The organism is Aurantimicrobium minutum, from assembly GCF_002355535.1.
Taxonomy (GTDB): domain Bacteria; phylum Actinomycetota; class Actinomycetes; order Actinomycetales; family Microbacteriaceae; genus Aurantimicrobium; species Aurantimicrobium minutum.
In genome coordinates, this window is record NZ_AP017457.1 from 1,155,955 (window position 1) to 1,175,399 (window position 19,445).

Genomic DNA, 19,445 nt, shown 5'->3' on the forward strand with positions numbered 1-19,445 from the left:
CTTCAGATAGGCCTGACAGGTTTATCTCATGACCTCAACAGCTCCACTGTCCGCTGCAGCAACATCGCGTGGAAAAAACGTGCCCACGGCACGTGAAAAGCAGATCAAACAGCGCTACACCGCTCGTCTGCGTCGCGGTGATCTGCTCGAGACGATCGTCTACTTCTCTGTTGCCATCGTTCTTGCACTTTTCCTCGCAGACGGCGGAGCAACATACTTCCTGAGCCTTAAAGATGTCACCACCGGTATCGGCATTGTCACCGGCCTGGTCGGCTCTGACCTCATGCTCATCATGCTCATCTTGGCTGCACGTATTCCTGTAATTGACCGCACATTCGGTCACGACAAGGCTTTGGTCGTGCACCGCAAACTGGGCAAGCCAGTGTTGTACCTGATCTTGGCTCACATGTTCTTGCTCATGATTGGCTACGGCATTGCTCAGGGCTTGAACCCGATTGCTGAAGCAATCGACATGATTGTGAACCAGCAAGATATGTCCATTGCGTTCATCGCGACTGGACTCTTGATTGCGGTAGTGGTTACTTCTTTGGTGATCGTGCGCCGCAGGCTCTCCTACGAGTTTTGGTACATCGTGCACCTGCTCAGCTACGGCGCAATCCTGCTCGCCCTTCCCCACCAGTTCACCCAGGGAATGATGTTCGCTGAAGGAACCTGGGCTCGCTGGTACTGGATGGCACTATATGTCGGCGCCCTGGCTTCCATCACCATCTTCCGTGTGATCATTCCTGTGGCCAGCTCGCTGCGCCACGACCTGCGCGTGAGCTCAGTAGATATTGAAGCGCCCGGTGTTGTCTCAGTCACCATGACTGGTCGCGACATTAATGCTCTGCGTGCACAGGGTGGACAGTTCTTCACCTGGCGCTTCTGGGCTCCCAACATGTGGTGGGATGCACACCCCTACTCCCTCTCAGCACATCCTGATGGTCGCTCGCTGCGCATCACGGTTCGTGACCTGGGTAAGGGAAGTGCACGTTTACTCTCGCTCAAGCCCGGAACTCGCGTGAGCTTCGAAGGTCCCTACGGAATCTTCACTGATGCGTCGAGAACCACGAAGGTGGCTGTCTTTGTTGGTGCTGGTATTGGTATCACCCCCATCCGCGCCATCTTGGAAAGCTCAGACCTGGACCCTCTCGAGGCAACCGTGATTCTCCGCGGAAGCGATGCACAGGACGTCTACCTGTGGCAAGAAACCTATGATCTGTGCGTAGAGAAGTCCGCATCGCTGCGCGTCCTGGTAGGTCACCGTCCAAAGGGTGTGAACACCTGGCTTTCCGCCGAGGCCTACAGCAAGGGTGAAAGCTTGCTCACCCTGGCCCCCCAGATCAAAAACTCCGATTTATACATTTGTGGCCCCACTCCCTGGACGGACCTCGTGGTCCGTGACGCAAAGCGTCTGGGTCTTCAGGATCACCAGATTCACGCAGAAAGGTTTGATTTCTAATGCGCGCACGTAGTGCTTTCTTCGCCGGAATGGGTTCGGCAGCCATCATTGCCGTTGGATGGCAGGCAGGAGTGGGAACTCTCGTTTCTGCTCTTCCTGAGAGCCAGGCTTCTGCCTCAGGAACCAGCAACTCTGTCTCCTCAGCAACAAGCTCTAACTCGTCCTCTAACTCGACGAGCACAACCGACACCAGTGCGGCAGCACCAGCTGCCACCACGGCACCGGTTGCCTCCGGTCCTGCCGATGGAACCTATGACGGTTCCCTCGTGAACACACGTTTTGGAACTGTTCAAGTTCAGGCAGTCATCTCCGGCGGAAAGATCACCGACGTCATCGCCGTGAAGCTCACGGATGCCGACCGGAAGTCCATTCAAATTAGCCAGCAGGTTGCCCCTATGGTTCGATCAGAAGTGTTGACTGCACAGTCCGCACACGTGGCCAACATCTCTGGTGGTACTTACACAACCCAGGCTTACTTGCAGTCCCTGCAGTCTGCACTGGATGCTGCGGGCTTCACCGGCTAAGTATCATGGCTGTCCACTCGTTTGAGACCATGGGAACCATGGTCAGCATCAGAATTGCTGATGCTGATTTGGGCACTACTGATGCCATCCCTGTTCTCAACGAAGTGGAGCACAACTTCGCCCAGCTCAATGAGACATTTAGTTTGTATCGGGAAGACTCAGAAGCCTCCCGCATCGCCTCCGGCGAGCTCGCTCTGGCAGATTCCAGTGAACTCATGCGTGACGAATACGCCCGGGCTCTGCAGTGGCGTGATCGCACCGGCGGTGCGTTCACCCCGCATCGCCCCGATGGCGTTATTGACCTTTCAGGAACCATCAAAGCTGTTGCCATCGATCAAGCTGCAGGGATACTCACTGAAGCTGGCTTTGCCAACTTCAGTGTGAATGTTGGTGGTGATCTCACCACTGCAGGTAACCAGGCAGAGGATATCCCTGGCTGGATTACCGGCATTGTCGAACCTTCAGACCGCAACACATTGCTGGCAGCTGTTCGCCTGACAGATGAATTTCCCGCGATGGCCACCTCCGGTTCGGCCGAGCGCGGGGAACACATCTGGTTGCGTCCAGAAACAACCAAAGAGTTTGTTCAGGCCACTGTGATTGCCCAGGACATCATTACTGCTGACGTGTTAGCAACCGCCATTATTTCTGGCGGCAGCGAGACGCTCAACCAAATCACACAAGACTTTTCTGTGGCTGTAGTGACGGTTGGCTTAGATGGAGCCGTGCAAGCAAACGCGAGGTTCCAAGAGCTCGTAGCGCGTTAAGAATTGTCACCACGTCAATAATTTCTTGGAATCCAGCACCCACCACGGCAGGAATGAATCCAAAGGTGGCCAAGACCATGAGCACCAAGCTCAGAGAGATTCCAATCCAAATGCTTTGGGTGGCAATGCGAATGGTTTGCTGACCTATTTCAATCGATCTGGCTACGCGGTGCAGATCATCTTTCATGATCACGACATCAGCCGATTCGCTGGCAGCAGTGGAGCCCCTAGCTCCCATGGCCACACCCACATCGGCCGCTGCGAGCACAGGTGCATCGTTGACACCATCGCCCACCATCATCACCGGACGGTTCGTCACTGCCTCCACTGCTCGAACTTTATCCAGCGGCAAGCATTCTGCTTGCACGTTGGTCACACCGAGTGCATCAGCCACGTGTTGAGCGGTGACCTTGCCATCGCCGGTGAGCATGAGGGTGTGCTTAATCCCTAAGGCAGAAAGCCACTGCAGGGTATCTGGCGCATCGCTGCGCAGTTCGTCACGGAGCAGTAATGCTCCGGCGAACTTTCCATCGATGGCGACATACACAGCTAGTTCACCGGCGGCAATCTCCGCCCGCACAGCATTGGGGTCATGCTCAGCAATGAAACTGTATTTGCCCACCACTACTGTTTTGCCATCGATGTTGGCAGTGAGTCCTGAAGCAGTGGTTTCTTTCACGTTCTCACACGGAGCAATCGTGATGTTGCGAGAGCGGGCCCCCTCGACAATCGAGTGGGCCAGAGTGTGTGCAGAGTATTGCTCAGCGATCGCAGCTAAACGGATGAGTTCGTTCTCGTCCACGCCTGGAACAGTGACGACGGAGCTCAACACGGGCTGACCGTGGGTGAGCGTACCTGTTTTGTCAAAGGCCACCGTTTTGATTCGGGCCAACTTTTCTAACGTTCCGCCGTTTTTCACGATGATGCCGTGGCGAGCTGCCCGGCTCATACCGGCAATAAAGGCAACCGGCGCCGCAATGATGAGCGGGCACGGTGTGGCCACAACCAACACCTCGGCGAAGCGGGTGGGGTTACCACTGAGCACCCAGGCAGTAATAGCCAGGACATAGGCAGCGATGGTGAACGGAATCGCATAGCGATCTGCCATGCGGATAAATGGTGCTTTACTTTCTGACGCTTCGGTCACCAACTGCACAATGCGCTGATATTGGCTATCTTCAGCGCGGGCTGTCACTTCCATTCGGATGGCGGCGGCACCATTGACCGCACCACTAATCAGTGCCTCACCGGTGACGCGCTCCACCGGAATGCTTTCACCGGTGAGTGAAGATTCATCGAGTGTGGCCTCGGGAGAAAGCAGTGTGCCATCTACGGGAATGAGTTCCCCGGGCTTAATCACGACAATGTTGCCCACGTTTAGATCGCCCACGGGGCAATCCTCGGTGGCAAAGAGCGCTCCGCGCTCGGCCCCCGCACTGGAATACACCTCACGGTGGGCAATCTGGGGAGACTTATCCAACAGTGCCGTGAGCTCTTGTTTGGCTCGGCGTTCGGCATAGTCTTCGAGTGCTTCACCACCGGTGAACATCAAGACGATGATGATGCTGGCCCAGTATTCCCCTACCAGCACGGTGGCAATAATGGCGGTGACCGCCAAAACATCCACACCCCAGTGGCCTTTGATAATCGAGCGAACCATGCCGACAGATTCTTTAGCTGCCACAATGAGCGCAAAGATACTCAAAAGCCATTGAGCAATCTCATTCGCGCCGGAGAGTGCGAATGCGGCACCAACGAGGGCAACAACCCCCGTGGCACTGAACAGGGGGTTCTTCCGCAAGAAGCTGACGACCGTGTTCATCTTTCCAGTCTGGCACTGAACACCATACGCGTGGTTAAACAATGCAGGGGCTCACAGAGCCCCTGCATAACGTTGATGTGTTTACTTCGTGCGGGTGGGACCGAGAAGCAAAGGCTTGCTGGTGTCCATGGTGAAGAAGTCATTACCCTTATCGTCGACGACGACGAAGGCAGGGAAGTTCTCTACCTCGATTTTGTAAACAGCTTCCATGCCCAGTTCGGGATAGTCGATGATTTCCATCGAGCGAATGCTGTCTTGAGCCAAACGGGCAGCAGGACCACCGACCGAACCCAGATAGAAACCACCGTAAGTGCCACAAGCCTTGGTCACGACAGAGGAGCGGTTACCCTTAGCCAGCATGATCATGGAGCCGCCAGCCTTCTGGAACTCTTCGACGTAGCTGTCCATGCGGCCTGCCGTGGTGGGCCCGAAGGAGCCGGTAGGCAGACCTTCGGGAGTCTTCGCAGGGCCTGCGTAGTAGATGGGGTGGTTCATCGCGTAGTCAGGCAGGCCTTCACCACGTTCTAAACGCTCACGCATACGAGCATGTGCAATGTCACGAGCCACAATCATGGTTCCGGTGAGCATCACACGAGTACCAATAGAGCAGGCAGAGAGTTCTTTGAGAATCTCAGGCATAGGCTGGTTCAAGTTGATGGGAACACCGGGTGATGCTTCCTCGATGGCCTCAAGACCTGTCTCGGGAATGAAACGGGCAGGGTCGTGTTCGAGCTCTTCAATAAAGACTCCATCTTTATTGATGGTTGCTAGCAACTGGCGGTCTGCCGAGCAGGACACTGCAATAGCAATCGGCAACGATGCACCGTGGCGAGGAAGACGAACAACACGGACATCGTGGCAGAAATACTTGCCACCGAACTGTGCACCAAACCCAATGGTTTGGGTCATTTCGAAGACCTTCTGCTCGAATGCTTCGTCACGGAAGGCTTGGCCTTCTTTGCCACCTTCGGTGGGCAGGGAGTCCAAGTAGTGAGTGGATGCGAGCTTGGCTGTCTTCACGGCGAAGTCTGCGGAAGTTCCACCGATCACAATGGCCAGGTGGTAGGGAGGGCAGGCAGCCGTTCCGAGGCTGGCAATCTTCTCTCGCAAGAATTCCAGCAGACGCTGCTCTTCGAGTACTGCCTTGGTCTCTTGGTAGAGGAAGGTCTTGTTGGCGCTACCGCCACCTTTAGCCATGAATAAGAATTCATAGCTGTCACCCTTGGTGAGGGAAATATCTACTTCGGCAGGAAGGTTGGTTCCGGTGTTCACCTCATCCCACAGGGTCACGGGAGACATCTGTGAGTAACGCAGGTTGAGGTCGTGATACGCCTTCGCAATACCGTTGGTGATGTATTCAGCATCGCGACCATCGGTCAAGATGCGGTGGCCACGCTTAGCCATGACCAGCGCAGTTCCAGTGTCCTGACACATGGGCAGCACACCACCGGAGGCAACGTTGGCGTTCTTGAGAAGATCCAGCGCAACATACTTATCGTTGCCGGAAGCTTCAGGGTCATCCAAGATCTTGCGCAGCTGTGCCAGGTGGGCTGGGCGCAGGAAGTAGTTGATCTCGCGGTAGGCGGTGTATGCCAGGTTCTCGAGGGCTTCAGGTGAAACCTGAGTAAAGGTGTGGTCACCTAAGGTGACCGATTCAACACCGTCCGTGCTGAGCAGCTTTGAGTCATAGTCAGATGACTGCCGGTGAATAATCTGATATTCGCCCTTGTTCATGTGTGCCTTATCTTTCTCAGGGAAGCAATAACAGTTTGCCGGTGGTTTTCCGGCCAGCCAAGTCGTCGTGAGCCTGTGCAGCTTGCGCTAGCGGGTATGTTCCGCCAATACGAACGTTGAGTTTGCCGGAAATGACGGCTTCTGTGAGCTCACTCCAGCGCCAAATGCGCTCTTCAGCAGTTAAGAGGTAATTCCACAGTGTGGGCCTAGTAATGAACAGTGAGCCACCAGAATTAAGCCGTTGCAGATCAAATTCGGGCACCGGTCCAGAAGCTGCACCAAAGAGGACCATCATTCCGCGAATAGCCAAAGACATCAGCGAGCGGTCAAAGGTGGCTTGACCAACGCCGTCGTAGACGACGTCTACGCCGCGGCCGTTGGTCAGCTCCCGGACGCGAACATCGAAACCGTCATAGGACAACACCTCATCCGCACCGGCTTCCCGGGCAAGTTCAGCTTTGAATTCGTCCGAAACCGTGGTGAACACGCGTGCCCCACGCATCTTGGCCAACTGAATCAACAGCAAACCCACACCACCAGCGCCGGCATGGATCAGTGCGGTGTGCTCTGGGCCGAGAGCAAAGGTGGAGGAAGACAGATAGTGCGCGGTGAGACCTTGCAACGGCAGCGCAGCTGCCGTGAGGTCATCCATGCCCTCAGGAATGAGCAAAGCTTTCTGGGCATCAACGAGGGCATGCTCGGCATAGGTCGAGATGCCATCGGTGAAGGCAACGCGCTGACCAACTTCGAGGTTGGTGACGCCCTCACCGAGGGCGTCAATGATTCCCATCCCTTCAGCCCCGAGAACAGTGGGCAGGGGTATCGAGTAAATGCCCTTGCGCTGATAAATCTCAATGAAGTTCACACCCGTGGCCCGCATCTTCACCAACACCTGACCAGGGGCAGGTGTGGGGGTGGGAACATCAGTGAAGTTCAGTACAGAGGAGTCTCCGAATTCAGAGATCACAATGGCGTTGGTCATAGCCATCATTCTCCCACCGAAGTTAGTTGCGTGAAGTGTGGTGAAGAGTGTTACTCAGTTCATCTATGACCTCGAAGAGCACGTCGACATCACTAGCTTCGGTGCGGAAGTTGGTGAAGCAGGGACGAAGCCACACTTCTCCGTTGATCACTGCAGGTGAGAGGAATACTCGGCCATCGTTTTCGATGGCCGTACACAACTTCGCGTTGTGTTCACTGATTTGCTGGGGGTCTGTCATGCCGTGAGGAATGTGCTGTAGCGGAACAATCGAAAGCTGGGGGCGGTGAGGCAAAACTCGGAAGGACGGATTCACACTCGCTCGCGAGTAGGTGAGCTCCGCCAAAGCAATGTTGTGCTCAATGGCTGCGCGGAAAGCTCCAGCACCGTGGGCTTTGAAACCCAGCCACAATTTCAACGCACGCAGTGGGCGCGAATACTCCAGGGTCACATCTACGGGGTTGGGCTCTTCACCTTCGTGCGGCATATAGGCCTCATTGTGACCGAAGGTGGCAGCAAGAGCTGCATAGTCTTTGACCAACACAATCGAACACGCTTTGGGCACAAAGAGCCACTTGTGCGCATCGATAGTGACCGAGTCAGCTAACTCGATACCATCAAAGAGCTCACGGGCAACATCTGTTCCTGCGGCAGGAGCACCATACGCACCGTCGACATGCATCCAGACGTTATAAGTCTGGGCAATGCGGGCAATTTCACGCAGGGTGTCCACAGCACCAGTGAGAGTGGTGCCTGCACTGGCAATAATGCACATCGGCTTCACACCGGCAGCGATATCTGCCTTGATCTGCTCTTCCAAGGCAGCAGGAATCAAGCGGTGCTGCTCATCGATGGCAATCGATCGAACAGCTCGTGTTCCCAGCCCCAACAATTCCACTGCACGCTTGTTGGAGTAGTGGGCTTCACTGGAAACATAGACCGCCATCGGGACGGTGTTACCAAACTCGCGGGATTCGGGAACAGCACGGTGGCGTGCTGCGGCGAGCGCCGTGATGTTGCTCACAGTTCCACCGGAGGTGAACAATCCTCGGGAGTTGGGGAAGCCAATGAACTCTCCAAGCCATTTACTGGTTTGAACTTCGAGCATGGATGCGGCTCGGGCGTCTACGGCGAGGTTGATGTCATAGGAGGCAGCCAAGAAGTCGGCAATAGCGCCGATTTCTAATCCGCTGGAGCCGATATAGGCCAGGAAGCGGGGGCGTGACTGGGCGAGGGATTGGTCGAGCACATCGACGGCCTCGTCGAGGGCGTCGACTTCGGTCATGCCCTGCTCGGGCAGGTGCTCGGAGAGCAGCTGCACCGTCTTTTGGGTGAGCTCGGGTTCTTCTTCTCGGGCTTTGTCGAATCCTTCCCACACCTGGGTAACTGTTTCCAAAGTGGAGTGCAGAATGTCTTTGCGCGCAGCGCCCAAACGAAGGTCGTGATCCATATAAGAAGGCTATGTCGTGGGGTTGAGCCTTTTCACGCGCTGAGTGCGAAAGTGTGTCCTGCCTGTCGGACAACCTAGTTTTCTTGAACCACCCAGAAAGAACTCACGTCGGAGTCGTGTGCTCCGCGCACATACCCTCCAGGGCCGGTGGCTATAGCCTGCAAGAACTCGACCACCTCTGTGGTGATGACTTCTCCGGGCATCACGTTCGGGATTCCTGGTGGGTAGGCCGCCAGGGAATCTGCACTGATGCGGCCGATGGCTTCCTTAGATGGAACGAGTTCGCGTGCGGCAAAGAATGCTGTTCGGGGAAGAACCTTCATCTCTCCTGGAGCAGGCAACGGAAGAACTTCGGCAGCTTCTGAGGAGGTGCCTTGAGGGGCGGCAAGCGAAACCAGTGCAGAGACAAAGAAGTCAGCATCAAATTCCATGCCTGGCCCGACCAGTGCCACGATGCAGCTGTGGGAGGCAATCTCGCAATAGATACCGAATTCGTCCATGAGTGCTTCGCGCAGATCTGGGCCACTACGTCCGAGGCGGTGAACATCAATCGAGACGTGCAGTGGGTCGTGGGTAACAATGTCAGGGAATTGATCAAACCCGTCACTGACCACTGACAACAGATCAGAAGCGCGAACGGCATCGCGTAAGCGATCTGCCGAGGCGATCGCGAGCGCGATGCGGTCGTGACCGTATTCCAACTCATCGCGGGCAATATCCAGTGAGGCCAGCAGGAGCGCACTTTCACTCGTGGACTGGTTGAGAGAGAAAGCGCTCTCGAGCAGTGGCTCGAGTTGGTCTGCGAATGGCCCTTTACCCAGATGGAGCATGGCCGATTGGGTCAGCGATCCGCCGAGTTTGTGGGTGCTGGAGACCAGCACATCTGCACCCAGTGCCAGAGGGTTTTCTGGCACATCAGGGTGGAAACCAAAGTGTGCACCCCACGCCCCATCAACAATGAGGGGCATTCCTGCTGCGTGAGCAATATCTGCCAACGCAGCAATATCTGCCACAGCTCCGAAATAGGAGGGACTAATGACATAAGCAGCTTTGGCATCGGGGTTCTCGGCAACCACCTGAGCAAAAACCTCAGGGGTAATGCCGTGGTTGATGCCGTGTTGGGTATCAATGGTGGGCTGAACGAAACGGGGTGAGATTCCGCCAAGAATAATGCCGTCAATAAAGCTCGAGTGTGCACTGCGCTGAGTAATCACCGGTTGTTCAGCAGAGCCAAACTGCGCCAAGGCAAGTGCGGCCATTCTGTTTCCTTGGGAGGCACCATTAGTGAGAAACCAGCTCCGCCGTGCACCCCACGCACGCGCTGCTGCCTGCACAGCACGATCGAAAGGATTGTTTTCTCCCTTGTCCAAGCCACTGAGCAATGGTTGGGCATCGAGCAGGAGAGCCTCAGGGCCAAAGAACGCGGCAAGAGCTTCGGAGGCCAGCTCTGACGCGTTGTGACCGGGGGTGTTCAGGCGCAGGGTCTCCCTGCGAGCGAACTCTCCGAGGGCATGAGCATAAGGGGTTCTCTCTGAAGCATCCATGGTCATACTCTGACTCTGTCACCTTCTTCCCCGTGAAGGAAATGAAAACTTTACGGCCCGCTCACATAGAGAGTAGGTTGAGGCGGGCTCCGGCATTTCTGCCGAGCCTTATCCGGAATAATTACAGGGTGCACAGACGTTACAGTCTGTGGGTTCGAGAGCTCACTTTTCTCTCCTGAACCATACAAAGCCCAGGCACTCGGGTGCCGGACTAGCTTTTTTCTTAGAAAGAATTCCCCGTGACCATACAAACTCAGCAGTTATCAACTGTGAAGAGTTTGTGGCGCGTGATTCCCTATGTGCAGGGTGCATTCCCCCGTCTGTTTCTGGGCGTCTTCATTGCACTCGCTGCTGCTGCAACAGCACTGACTATTCCCCTAGCTCTGCGCTGGTTGGTAGACAACCCCCTGTCCTCAGGGGATATTGCCCAGATCATTCCCGGCGTTGCCGTGATTTTCACCCTCGGCATGGCCGAGGTGATCTTCATCTACCTACGCCGCTGGCTCACCTTAGGCCCTGGTGTTCACCTCGAAGGCAAGATGCGTAATGCCATCTATATTCACCTGCAGCAATTGCCGGTGGCCTTCCACGACAAGTGGCAAAGTGGTCAGCTCCTCTCCCGCGCGATGGGAGATGTCAGCACGGTTCGCCGCTGGATCTCGTTTGCTTTTGTGCAGTTGATTACCAGCACCATCATGTTGGTGGCTGGTTTCACCATGCTCTTTACCTTCAGTGCGTTGCTCGGCGGAATCTTCTTAGCCTGTTCTCTTCCGCTCATTATTTTCAGCATTCGCTTCCAGCGACAGTTCTCTCAGTTAGCTCGCAGTTCTCAAGACCAACAAGGTGACCTCGCCACCACCATTGAAGAATCAGTTCACGGTATTCGTGTTCTGAAGTCCTTTGGTCGCGCCGGCGAAGCCCTCGATGATTTCCTGGACCAAGCCAATATCTTGCGGGGAACTGAGCTTGCCAAGGGCCGGGCCAACGGGCGCATGTGGTTCTGGATGTTGCTCATTCCTGACCTCGGTTTCGCGTTGACCTTGCTGCTGGGAATTGTGCAGGCAGAACGCGGCGTGGTCTCGGTGGGAACACTCGTGGCTTTCTTTGCTACCGCAGCCCTGCTCAAAGGACCCATGCAATCGATTGCTCCCATGCTGTCGATCTCGATTGAGGCAGCAAGCTCCCTCAATCGTTTCCACGAAGTCATGGATGCGCCGATAGAAATCCTGGACAAGCCCGGTGCACCCCAGGCCCCTGCGGGGCCCGGTGCACTGGTCTTCGAGGACGTTCACTTCCGTTATGAAGATTCCTCCTCAGAACACCCCGACCTACTCAATGGCATCAACCTGAGAATTCAGCCAGGGGAAACCATGGCACTGGTGGGCGCAACAGGATCTGGAAAGACCAGCCTCACCGCACTGACTACGCGCCTTTTTGATGTCACCTCCGGACGGATCCTTATCGACGGCGTCGATATTCGAGATGTCTCCATTGAAAGCCTGCGCACCCGCATTGCCATGGCCTTCGAGGACGCCACCTTGTTCTCTATCTCTGTTCGAGAGAACGTGCTCTTAGGCCGTGAAGAACTCAGCGATGCAAGAACCCCAGAGGAACAACAGCAGGCAGAAGCCCTGCTGAACCAGTCTTTAGATATTGCGCAGGCAGACTTCGCCCGCCATTTGCCCAACGGCGTTGAGAGCAAAATAGGCGAGGAAGGCCTGAGCCTCTCCGGTGGTCAACGCCAACGCTTAGCCTTAGCCAGAGCTATCGCCGTTCAGCCCAGCATCCTCGTCCTAGATGATCCCCTCTCTGCTCTGGATGTCACGACGGAGGCCGCTGTGGAGAAGGCGTTGCGCCACGTGCTCAACACCACCACGGCATTGATTGTGGCGCACCGCCCCTCAACAGTGATGCTGGCCGACCGCGTTGCTTTGCTGCACGAAGGAAAAATCTTGGATGTGGGCACCCACTCCGAGCTGCTGGCTCGCTGCCCCGAATACCGCAACGTGATTGCTTCACTGGATGAGGAGAAGCAATGAGCATTACCGGTGTTCGCGGAGAAGAACGCTCCGACTTCACAAAAGCAGAAGGCAAGCGCTTACGTCAGCGCTCCCTAGCGCTGCTGGGTTCCCTGCTGCACCCTGTGCGGGTGCGGGTGTATTGGACGCTGCTTGTTGTTGTGATCAGCACGGCTGCCCAGGTTGCCGGTCCTGCCCTACTTGCACTCGGTATTGACCAAGGGCTTACCCAGGTGGTGCAAAACCATAACTGGCTCCCTGCACAGCTCATTGTGGGCGCCTATGTCATCACCGCCATCACTGGTTCCACCATGATGGCGGTCTATATGCGCTCCTCCGCGGTGATTAGCCAGACGGTACTGATTGATCTGCGCGAGCGTGTGTTCCAGCACACCCAAAACTTGAGCATGAGCTTCCACGAGAACTACACCTCAGGCCGGGTTATTGCCCGCCAAACCAGCGATATTGAAGTGCTGCGCGAACTTCTTGACGGTGGCATCAGCAACCTCTTTAGAGGTGTGCTGCTGATGCTCTTCACCGCAGGTGCTCTGATTGCTCTGGATCCCTCCAGTGCAGTGCCGCTGCTGGTTGCGCTCATTCCTTGCTTCTACCTGACCAGGTGGTTCTCAGAAACCTCTAAAAAGCAGTTCCGTGAAGCGCGCAACTTCTCTGCCCGGTTGATTGTTCAATTCGTGGAGACCATGACTGGTATTCGTGCGGTCAAAGCTTTCCGCCGCGAAGAACGCAACGAACAAAGCTACGCCGTTGCCGTCGACGACTACCGCGAAGCAAACAGGAAAGTTATTCGCCTGTTTGGAACCTATGACCCAGGCCTCAAAGTTATTGGTGTCTTCACTCTCTCTGCCGTATTGATCTTGGGTTCGTTCCGTGTGGTCAACGGTGTCATGGATGTGGGTGTGCTCTTGGCTGCAGTTTTGTACACCCGCCGGTTCTTTGAGCCCATGGAAGAGTTGGCCATGTTCTACAACTCCTTCCAGAATGCCTCCTCAGCACTAGAGAAAGTCTCGGGCATGCTCGAAGAGCGTGCCACCGTGACCGAACCCGAAGACCCCATTGCTCTTGCCCACCCCCAAGGTGCGTTGGATTTCAACCACGTGCGCTTTGGCTACAACGAGCACACCGTGGTGTTGCCAGATCTGGACCTGCACATTCCTGCTGGCCAAACCATTGCTTTGGTGGGCACCACCGGTGCCGGTAAATCAACACTGGCCAAGCTGGTGGCCCGCTTCTATGACCCCACCTCAGGAACCGTCAGCTTGGACGGCATTGACTTACGTCGCCTGAGCAATGCAGACCTGCGCAATGCCGTAACCATGGTGACCCAAGAGTCGTATTTGTTCTCGGGAACCGTTGCCGAGAACATTGCCTTGGGTAAGCCCGGTGCCACCAGAGACGAGATCATTGCGGCCACCACTGCCGTCGGTGCCCATGATTTCATCATGCGACTGCCCGAAGGCTATGACACCGATGTGAATAAGCGCGGTGGTCGCCTCTCGGCAGGACAGCGCCAGTTGCTCTCCTTTGCCCGCGCATTTATTGCAGACCCCACCGTCTTGATCTTGGATGAGGCAACCGCTTCCTTGGATATCCCCAGCGAACGCTTGGTGCAGCGAGGCTTACAAACCTTGCTCTCTGATCGCACCGCCATCATCATTGCCCACCGCCTGTCGACGGTGGCCATTGCTGACCGAGTTCTTGTGATGGAACACGGTGAAATCATCGAAGATGGCACACCTCATGACCTCATTGAGGGTGAAGGTAAGTTCGCCAGCTTGCACACCGCTTGGCGGGATTCTCTGGCTTAGGCCACGCCTCCCACCACGACATAGTCTCCGACAACATCGTGGCCGGTGCGTGCCAGCACCACAATAAGCGAGCCATAACCTCCGCGCCATTCACTGTGCAGACGGGTGTGCTCTATCTCGGAAACGGTCGTTTCCACCACATATCCCTCGTCGGTGAGAACACCAGAGAGTGCAACACCATTGATGGTGATAGCAACCTCGGCTGCCGTGGTGTTGATCACCACACGAATGGGAACCACACCCCCGGTCACCTCACCTGCGGTGGCGGAGACCGCCAGGGTGGGGGTTCCCTCACCTGTGTTACCAGTTGCGTTCCAAGAAGCTTCCCCAAGTTCAGGTGTTCTCGGTGCTGCAATACGGCGGTTGCGCTGGTGGTCAAAAGCCCATGCAAAAGCTAAGAGGTTGCTGTCGTCATAACCGCGGCCAGCGAAGGTCAGACCCACGGGCATGCCAATATCTGCCATAACGCCTAGTGGAGCAGTCACGGTGGGAATTCCGAGGTGGCGAGGAACCAGGTTGCCGTTGGCAACCCAGGTTCCATTCCGCCATGCCAAGTCAGCAGATACCTCATTAACGTCAGCATCAGCGGGGCCCACATCCGCTACAGCAGGGAACACCACAGCATCGAGGCCAAGCTCGTCCATCCAGTCTTCAAGATCCAGCTTGCGTGCCTTTTCTAAACCTGGAATACCTTCGGCCATGTCGGGAATGTCTTCGAGCGCAGGAATACCATCGCGCTTGGCGCGCACCACATATTCTTCAAGGGGAACATCCTCAGGAGCAAAGCGGTGCAGGTGGTCGTCATAACGACCGGGTACCGACCCGGTGGGTACGGGGAAAATCTTGTCTCCGTCAACCTGCTCGAGAGCATTGAGGTGAGGGTCATTATTGGCGGCTAGGAAGTCATGCCATCCCCACATGGACAGTTCCCACAACTCATGCTCGGCAAAGGTTTCTGGAACCAAACCCCTGGCAACGAGGTTGGTGGCCCCTGGGCCTCTGCTTTCGTAGTTGGTCACGACGGGGAAATCTGTTTCGATAACCTCAGCACCTAATGCTTCTAAGTCAGCCTTGGCTTTATTCCACAGCTCCACAACGGAGTCACGAGTGTGAATACGGTCAATCTCCTCAAGCTCAATGGTCTCGGGATCCTTGTTGATATACATCCGCGGAATCGCGATGCGCTTTCCGCGCAGCGCCTCTGGGTTCTCTAACCCCACATACGAGTCAGGTCGCAGTTCCGAGCTCTTAGGGGTTGGAACCCAGGGCTGCATGCGCCAGAAATCTCCGCGGACTTCCCAGTCGTCATCCACGATGAGATCCAACAGTTCCAACATGTCATCCATGGTTCGGGTGTGAGGAACAACCACATCCATGGTGGGAACTAATGGCCAGTTACCTCGCGTAGAAATCACACCCCGAGAGGGCGTGTAAGCACACAGCCCATTATTTGATGCCGGAGCGCGACCTGAAGACCAGGTTTCTTCACCCAACCCAAAGGCAGCAAAGCTTGCCCCGGTTGCTGTTCCCGAACCATTAGATGAGCCAGACCCAAAAGCAGCGGTGAGGAAGTCGGCGTTATAGGGGCTTTCCGCGCGGCCATAGAGACCGCGCTGCATGCCCCCGTTAGCCATCGGAGGCATGTTTGTCAGGCCAATCAAAATGGCACCTGCTTTGCGTAGCTGCGCGATAGTAAAGGCATCATCGGTTGCAACGAGATCGGCGAATGCCGGAGACCCGGAAGCAACCGTCAAGCCTTTAACTTTGTAGCTGTTCTTAGCTGTGTAGGGGATGCCATCGAGAGGGCTGAGCACTTCTCCACGAGCGCGGCGCTCGTCAGCAGCGCGCGCTTCAGCAAACATGCTGGGGCTCAAGATAGGGACAGCGTTGAGAGTAATTCCGTGACGATCATAGAACGCAATGCGATCAAGATAGCGAGCTACCAGCTCCACACTTGTGACCACTCCAGCAGCCAAATCATGGCGCAGTTCACTCAAGGATTTCTCAACAACGTTGTAGGACATTACTCCAGCCTAATCGAGCAAAAAATGACTGCAATACGACCTAAATCACGTTTGTTGGAAACACTTTATTCAAGCAAGTTAGGGCCTTGAGAGCACCTGATTTGGTATCTCTATGCAGCGAGTAAAGGGATGTTCTTGAGAGTCGAAGTGATGTCCTTCAGCTCGTCTTCTGGCCAAGAAATTCCTGTGAGTATGAGCTCTCTGACTCCGCTGGAAACACTGGCTCCACTGTCACGAGCCGCAACAAGGGCATAGAAAATGGCATCCCGTGGATAACCCAGCTCCAAGGTAGAAGATGCTTTAGCCAAATCGGCTGCACTTACTGACTCACTGATGAGTTTGAGTATTCCGCGTGAAGTGGTCATCGGGTCGGTCATGAGAGCCATATTACTTTCCTTTCCTTGAATTGGGCTGGGGAAGATGAAACTGCTGGCCCAAGATGTTCTGAACAACACCTGCGCCATAAATCGGAAAAGCTGAATGCGGAATAAGCCCTGAGTTTGTGGCCCTGAGTACTAGTTCGATGTAAACGCCATCAACCTCTTTCTGCAAAATAATGCGTGGAAGATGAAAAGAGACAACGTGTGGCTGTCTGAGAACGCTTTTCAAGGCGAGAGTGATGTGCTCTTCGTCCCAACTAGGAGGAAATTCAGTTTTGTTTTCTCTCTTTCGGCCAAATAGATGGCCACCTTTTTCTGCGTCACTGTCTTCACCGAACAAAACATGAGCAATGAACTCCTCACTGAGCTCCACATGTGAATAATCCAGAAATGTCATACAGACAGCTTGTGGTGAACCACACTTCAGGAACCGACTCATTTCACCAGCTGTGGATTCAGGCTAAGAAATGTTCATGTGGAGAACATCTTTCATAAACTTGCACCATGACCACACTCGTCACCACGGCAGCACTCATCCAGGCACTGATTTCACTGGGCGTCGCAGGATTTCAAATAGCAGTTCTCTCAGGTGCTCCCTGGGGTGAATACACACTCGGTGGACAGAACCCCGGCAAGCTGCCGGGGCAGCTGCGCATCGCCGCAGCTGTCTCAGCTATCGTGATGCTTGCCCAGTGTGGGCACTACCTCGCCCAAGCGGGAATTCTCACCCCAGCACTGAGCCCCGGACAGAACGCCATTGTGAACTGGTTCTGGTTTGGCTTTGCCGTCTTAGGTCTCATTGTCAACAGCATTAGCAGGAGCAAGAAGGAACGAAACCTCTGGGTTCCAGTTCTCCTGGTTAGTGCTATCTGCACACTGATTGTTGCGCTCAACGTTTAGAAAAAGCATTGACCGCTGACGGACTACTTTTTCTAGGAGGCTAGTCGAAACCAGTCGGGCAGTTGTTGAGCCTGTTCCGCAAGCACTTCCCTGTCAAAGTCGTTCCAACTTGGTAAGTGAGTTATTTTCTCTATAAATAACGGCGGAAGCGCAATAGAAAGTTCTTGAGCAATCCCCATGCAGGTGGAAAGAGCTGAGTAGGGCTCTCCAGCGTTCATCGAAATTTCAATGAGCTGTAAATGAGAATCACCAATAAATGGCCTCATGTAGTCACGCATTGCGTGTGCTAACAAAGTGGCTTCATCCATAACGAGCATTTTACGCCTCCCAGCGGTAATTGTTGAGGGGAATTTCTTTGCGCAATCCCCTGCTAGTTCGCACAACTCCTGTTCCAGAATCAGGAAATGCCGTGGAGATTTTCACCCGGTTACCTAATCTCTTGAGCTTCACGATGACAATCACCTTCCCCACTTCTCTAGCTAGCAAAATGTCATTCCCCATGTGCACTACAAGCTGCGGCAAATTAAGCACGGATTCTATGGACATCTGCACCATTGCAAGATCCCACCATGGCGGAAACTCTGTCTTTCCTTCCCGCCCTAACCCGTAGCGATGTCCGCCCTGTGAGGGATCTTCTTCCCCCTCCCACACGTGCCGAAGGAGTTCCTCGGTAACAGGAACATGCGCAAAGGATTCGAAAACCATGCGCGCCAGATTAAGGAGCGGAGCAATTGCATGAGTGAGTTCGACATCAATATGTGGACAGCCCGCTTCACTGCCAACTGTGGAGGGCGGGCCCCATAAGCAGTGAGGGGTGATCAGTGACCACCCCTCACTGGTGACGGTTCCCCCGGCAGTTTCAGCAGAGCCCCCCGTGCCGATTCCCCGTCACAAAAAGTGAGCATCACAGCAGCCACGGACATTGCCAATCCACGCGGACAAACCACACTGTCCGTGGCTGGTCCTAAAGTGCTACTGATTGAGGGAGGAACACATGGAAACAATTGCGGGAGTACTACTCCTTGTGGGGCTGGGACTTATTGGGTGGGGCTTTATTGCCTTTATCCGGGGCATTGGAAAGCTCTTGAGCTCCCCCACACAAACCCCAACCAGATACACACCACCGGCATCAGACGACATTGATGGCATGAACAACGGGGACTACTACAACGGCCCCCATGGGTATTCACCAATGACGGGATATCCAGAGACCCAATACGGTTCAGGGTTTGATCCTGATGCCGAGTGGAACCACGAAGAGCGGGATTAGGAAGCGGCCTGCCAATAAGCGGGAAGAGCATCAAACTCTTGAAGAATTGCCTCATCCATGCCCATGGGGAGGACTCCTAATTCAATGATTTTCTCGCGAAAAATGGGAGGAAGCGCAATACCAAAGTGGCGAGCAATGCTAATTCCACTGAAAATTGCAGCATCTGCTTCACCACATTGAATTGAAGTGTCCAAGTGCTGGACTTCGTTCTCAGTTACGAGAGGTCGCAAATAATCCCGCAACGCCCGTGCAACGAATTCGCTGTTGTCCATAATCAACATTCTAAAACTCCAATTTTGATAAATCGAGAGGCACCGAAACAGCTTTGCCGTAGAAGTTTGTGACAACACCTTCACCACAAACTGGATAAACGGAGTGAATAAATAGGCCTTGGGCGTTTGATCTGAGAATAACTTTGACCATTACTTCTCTCACTACTCTGAGGCAACTGAGCTCGCTTCCTCTAACGCGGATGCTCTGTGGATGTTCCAATACTGCGTGTATGGCTTGTTCCACCATGGCAAGATCCCAATCCTGAGGAAACTCGGTTTTTCCTTCTCGCCCTAACCCAAAACGATGCCCACCTTTGGTGGGATCTACTTCCCCCTCCCACACGTGCCGAAGGAGTTCTTCCGTAACAGGAACATGCGCAAAGGATTCGAAAACCATGCGCGCCACTGTAAGAAGACAGTGGCGCAGAACAATGGCCCAATAACCAGGATGTGGACAAAGTCCTACTTACCGC

At 54.8% G+C, this 19,445-nt stretch carries 18 protein-coding genes and 1 pseudogene; 7 read left to right on the plus strand and 12 right to left on the minus strand.

The features are described from left to right. Window positions 1–28: 28 nt before the first annotated feature. From AUMI_RS05740 to AUMI_RS05750, 3 genes are read left to right on the plus strand one after another with little or no spacing between them, the layout of a single operon-like run. Window positions 29–1,462 carry a ferredoxin reductase family protein gene (locus AUMI_RS05740; protein WP_231951713.1) on the plus strand — a complete coding sequence of 478 codons (1,434 nt, stop codon included), beginning with the start codon at window positions 29–31 and terminating at the stop codon, window positions 1,460–1,462. Further along, window positions 1,462–1,986, plus strand: a complete 525-nt coding sequence (locus AUMI_RS05745; protein WP_197702054.1) for an FMN-binding protein — start codon at window positions 1,462–1,464, stop codon at window positions 1,984–1,986. Before AUMI_RS05740 ends, AUMI_RS05745 begins: the two co-directional genes overlap by 1 nt. Window positions 1,987–1,991: 5 nt before the next feature. Then, window positions 1,992–2,753, plus strand: a complete 762-nt coding sequence (locus AUMI_RS05750) for an FAD:protein FMN transferase (protein WP_231951715.1) — start codon at window positions 1,992–1,994, stop codon at window positions 2,751–2,753. Here the strand turns inward: AUMI_RS05750 and AUMI_RS05755 are convergent. From AUMI_RS05755 to AUMI_RS08270, 5 genes are all read right to left on the minus strand, one after another. After that, window positions 2,662–4,575: a heavy metal translocating P-type ATPase gene (locus AUMI_RS05755; protein WP_096382344.1), complete on the minus strand. Its 1,914-nt coding sequence runs from the start codon at window positions 4,573–4,575 to the stop codon at window positions 2,662–2,664. The genes AUMI_RS05750 and AUMI_RS05755 overlap by 92 nt on opposite strands. An 81-nt stretch (window positions 4,576–4,656) precedes the next feature. Continuing rightward, window positions 4,657–6,309 (minus strand): FumA C-terminus/TtdB family hydratase beta subunit, encoded by a 1,653-nt coding sequence (locus AUMI_RS05760; RefSeq protein ID WP_096382347.1) that lies wholly within the window; start codon window positions 6,307–6,309, stop codon window positions 4,657–4,659. 16 nt (window positions 6,310–6,325) lie between these two features. Further along, entirely contained in the window at window positions 6,326–7,291 is a 966-nt protein-coding gene (locus AUMI_RS05765; RefSeq protein ID WP_096383495.1) for a quinone oxidoreductase family protein, read from the minus strand. A 22-nt stretch (window positions 7,292–7,313) separates the two neighbouring features. Then, entirely contained in the window at window positions 7,314–8,738 is a 1,425-nt protein-coding gene (locus AUMI_RS05770) for a pyridoxal phosphate-dependent decarboxylase family protein (RefSeq protein WP_096382348.1), read from the minus strand. Between the two features lie 74 nt (window positions 8,739–8,812). Further along, window positions 8,813–10,282: an aminotransferase class I/II-fold pyridoxal phosphate-dependent enzyme gene (locus AUMI_RS08270; RefSeq protein WP_269457056.1), complete on the minus strand. Its 1,470-nt coding sequence runs from the start codon at window positions 10,280–10,282 to the stop codon at window positions 8,813–8,815. Between the two features lie 239 nt (window positions 10,283–10,521). On the opposite strand from AUMI_RS08270, the gene AUMI_RS05780 reads away from it, so the two are divergent. Continuing rightward, complete coding sequence (locus AUMI_RS05780; protein WP_231951717.1) at window positions 10,522–12,321, plus strand: ABC transporter ATP-binding protein; 1,800 nt, start codon at window positions 10,522–10,524, stop codon at window positions 12,319–12,321. Then, window positions 12,318–14,126, plus strand: coding sequence for an ABC transporter ATP-binding protein (locus AUMI_RS05785; protein ID WP_096382353.1), 1,809 nt, complete (start codon window positions 12,318–12,320; stop codon window positions 14,124–14,126). Before AUMI_RS05780 ends, AUMI_RS05785 begins: the two co-directional genes overlap by 4 nt. A gap of 326 nt (window positions 14,127–14,452) precedes the next feature. Here AUMI_RS05785 and AUMI_RS05790 read toward each other — a convergent pair. From AUMI_RS05790 to AUMI_RS05800, 3 genes and pseudogenes are all read right to left on the minus strand, one after another. Then, window positions 14,453–16,150 (minus strand): annotated as a pseudogene (locus AUMI_RS05790) (amidase); the annotation flags it as partial. Between the two features lie 110 nt (window positions 16,151–16,260). Then, the gene (locus AUMI_RS05795) at window positions 16,261–16,536 is read right to left on the minus strand and encodes a hypothetical protein (RefSeq protein ID WP_096382359.1); all 276 of its coding nucleotides are present in this window, start codon (window positions 16,534–16,536) and stop codon (window positions 16,261–16,263) included. 1 nt (window position 16,537) lies between these two features. Then, window positions 16,538–16,927 (minus strand): EndoU domain-containing protein, encoded by a 390-nt coding sequence (locus AUMI_RS05800; RefSeq protein ID WP_172418268.1) that lies wholly within the window; start codon window positions 16,925–16,927, stop codon window positions 16,538–16,540. A gap of 107 nt (window positions 16,928–17,034) precedes the next feature. Between AUMI_RS05800 and AUMI_RS05805 the strand changes: the two genes are divergently transcribed. Continuing rightward, entirely contained in the window at window positions 17,035–17,430 is a 396-nt protein-coding gene (locus tag AUMI_RS05805) for a hypothetical protein (protein ID WP_096382364.1), read from the plus strand. A gap of 32 nt (window positions 17,431–17,462) precedes the next feature. Here the strand turns inward: AUMI_RS05805 and AUMI_RS05810 are convergent, their stop codons facing one another. After that, window positions 17,463–17,738: a hypothetical protein gene (locus AUMI_RS05810; protein WP_148664058.1), complete on the minus strand. Its 276-nt coding sequence runs from the start codon at window positions 17,736–17,738 to the stop codon at window positions 17,463–17,465. A gap of 10 nt (window positions 17,739–17,748) precedes the next feature. Further along, window positions 17,749–18,135: an EndoU domain-containing protein gene (locus AUMI_RS05815; protein WP_096382369.1), complete on the minus strand. Its 387-nt coding sequence runs from the start codon at window positions 18,133–18,135 to the stop codon at window positions 17,749–17,751. 289 nt (window positions 18,136–18,424) lie between these two features. On the opposite strand from AUMI_RS05815, the gene AUMI_RS05820 reads away from it, so the two are divergent. After that, a complete protein-coding gene (locus AUMI_RS05820; protein ID WP_096382370.1) occupies window positions 18,425–18,700 on the plus strand; it encodes a hypothetical protein in 276 nt (91 codons plus the stop codon). On the opposite strand, the gene AUMI_RS05825 is transcribed toward AUMI_RS05820, so the two are convergent. Together AUMI_RS05825 and AUMI_RS05830 are read right to left on the minus strand one after the other, a co-directional pair. Then, window positions 18,697–18,972, minus strand: coding sequence for a hypothetical protein (locus tag AUMI_RS05825; RefSeq protein ID WP_148664059.1), 276 nt, complete (start codon window positions 18,970–18,972; stop codon window positions 18,697–18,699). The two genes, AUMI_RS05820 and AUMI_RS05825, sit on opposite strands and share 4 nt — an antisense overlap. Before the next feature lie 10 nt (window positions 18,973–18,982). Then, the gene (locus AUMI_RS05830; RefSeq protein WP_096382375.1) at window positions 18,983–19,369 is read right to left on the minus strand and encodes an EndoU domain-containing protein; all 387 of its coding nucleotides are present in this window, start codon (window positions 19,367–19,369) and stop codon (window positions 18,983–18,985) included. Window positions 19,370–19,445 lie beyond the last annotated feature (76 nt).

What these genes read in the sequence shown, in the direction of transcription:
- AUMI_RS05740 (WP_231951713.1), top strand. Translation starts at nt 29, where the DNA reads ATGACCTCAACAGCTCCACTGTCCGCTGCAGCAACATCGCGTGGAAAA.
- AUMI_RS05745 (WP_197702054.1), top strand. Translation starts at nt 1,462, where the DNA reads ATGCGCGCACGTAGTGCTTTCTTCGCCGGAATGGGTTCGGCAGCCATC.
- AUMI_RS05750 (WP_231951715.1), top strand. Translation starts at nt 1,992, where the DNA reads ATGGCTGTCCACTCGTTTGAGACCATGGGAACCATGGTCAGCATCAGA.
- AUMI_RS05755 (WP_096382344.1), bottom strand. Translation starts at nt 4,575, where the DNA reads ATGAACACGGTCGTCAGCTTCTTGCGGAAGAACCCCCTGTTCAGTGCC.
- AUMI_RS05760 (WP_096382347.1), bottom strand. Translation starts at nt 6,309, where the DNA reads ATGAACAAGGGCGAATATCAGATTATTCACCGGCAGTCATCTGACTAT.
- AUMI_RS05765 (WP_096383495.1), bottom strand. Translation starts at nt 7,291, where the DNA reads ATGACCAACGCCATTGTGATCTCTGAATTCGGAGACTCCTCTGTACTG.
- AUMI_RS05770 (WP_096382348.1), bottom strand. Translation starts at nt 8,738, where the DNA reads ATGGATCACGACCTTCGTTTGGGCGCTGCGCGCAAAGACATTCTGCAC.
- AUMI_RS08270 (WP_269457056.1), bottom strand. Translation starts at nt 10,282, where the DNA reads ATGGATGCTTCAGAGAGAACCCCTTATGCTCATGCCCTCGGAGAGTTC.
- AUMI_RS05785 (WP_096382353.1), top strand. Translation starts at nt 12,318, where the DNA reads ATGAGCATTACCGGTGTTCGCGGAGAAGAACGCTCCGACTTCACAAAA.
- AUMI_RS05795 (WP_096382359.1), bottom strand. Translation starts at nt 16,536, where the DNA reads ATGGCTCTCATGACCGACCCGATGACCACTTCACGCGGAATACTCAAA.
- AUMI_RS05800 (WP_172418268.1), bottom strand. Translation starts at nt 16,927, where the DNA reads ATGACATTTCTGGATTATTCACATGTGGAGCTCAGTGAGGAGTTCATT.
- AUMI_RS05805 (WP_096382364.1), top strand. Translation starts at nt 17,035, where the DNA reads ATGACCACACTCGTCACCACGGCAGCACTCATCCAGGCACTGATTTCA.
- AUMI_RS05810 (WP_148664058.1), bottom strand. Translation starts at nt 17,738, where the DNA reads ATGGATGAAGCCACTTTGTTAGCACACGCAATGCGTGACTACATGAGG.
- AUMI_RS05815 (WP_096382369.1), bottom strand. Translation starts at nt 18,135, where the DNA reads ATGGTTTTCGAATCCTTTGCGCATGTTCCTGTTACCGAGGAACTCCTT.
- AUMI_RS05820 (WP_096382370.1), top strand. Translation starts at nt 18,425, where the DNA reads ATGGAAACAATTGCGGGAGTACTACTCCTTGTGGGGCTGGGACTTATT.
- AUMI_RS05825 (WP_148664059.1), bottom strand. Translation starts at nt 18,972, where the DNA reads ATGGACAACAGCGAATTCGTTGCACGGGCGTTGCGGGATTATTTGCGA.
- AUMI_RS05830 (WP_096382375.1), bottom strand. Translation starts at nt 19,369, where the DNA reads ATGGTTTTCGAATCCTTTGCGCATGTTCCTGTTACGGAAGAACTCCTT.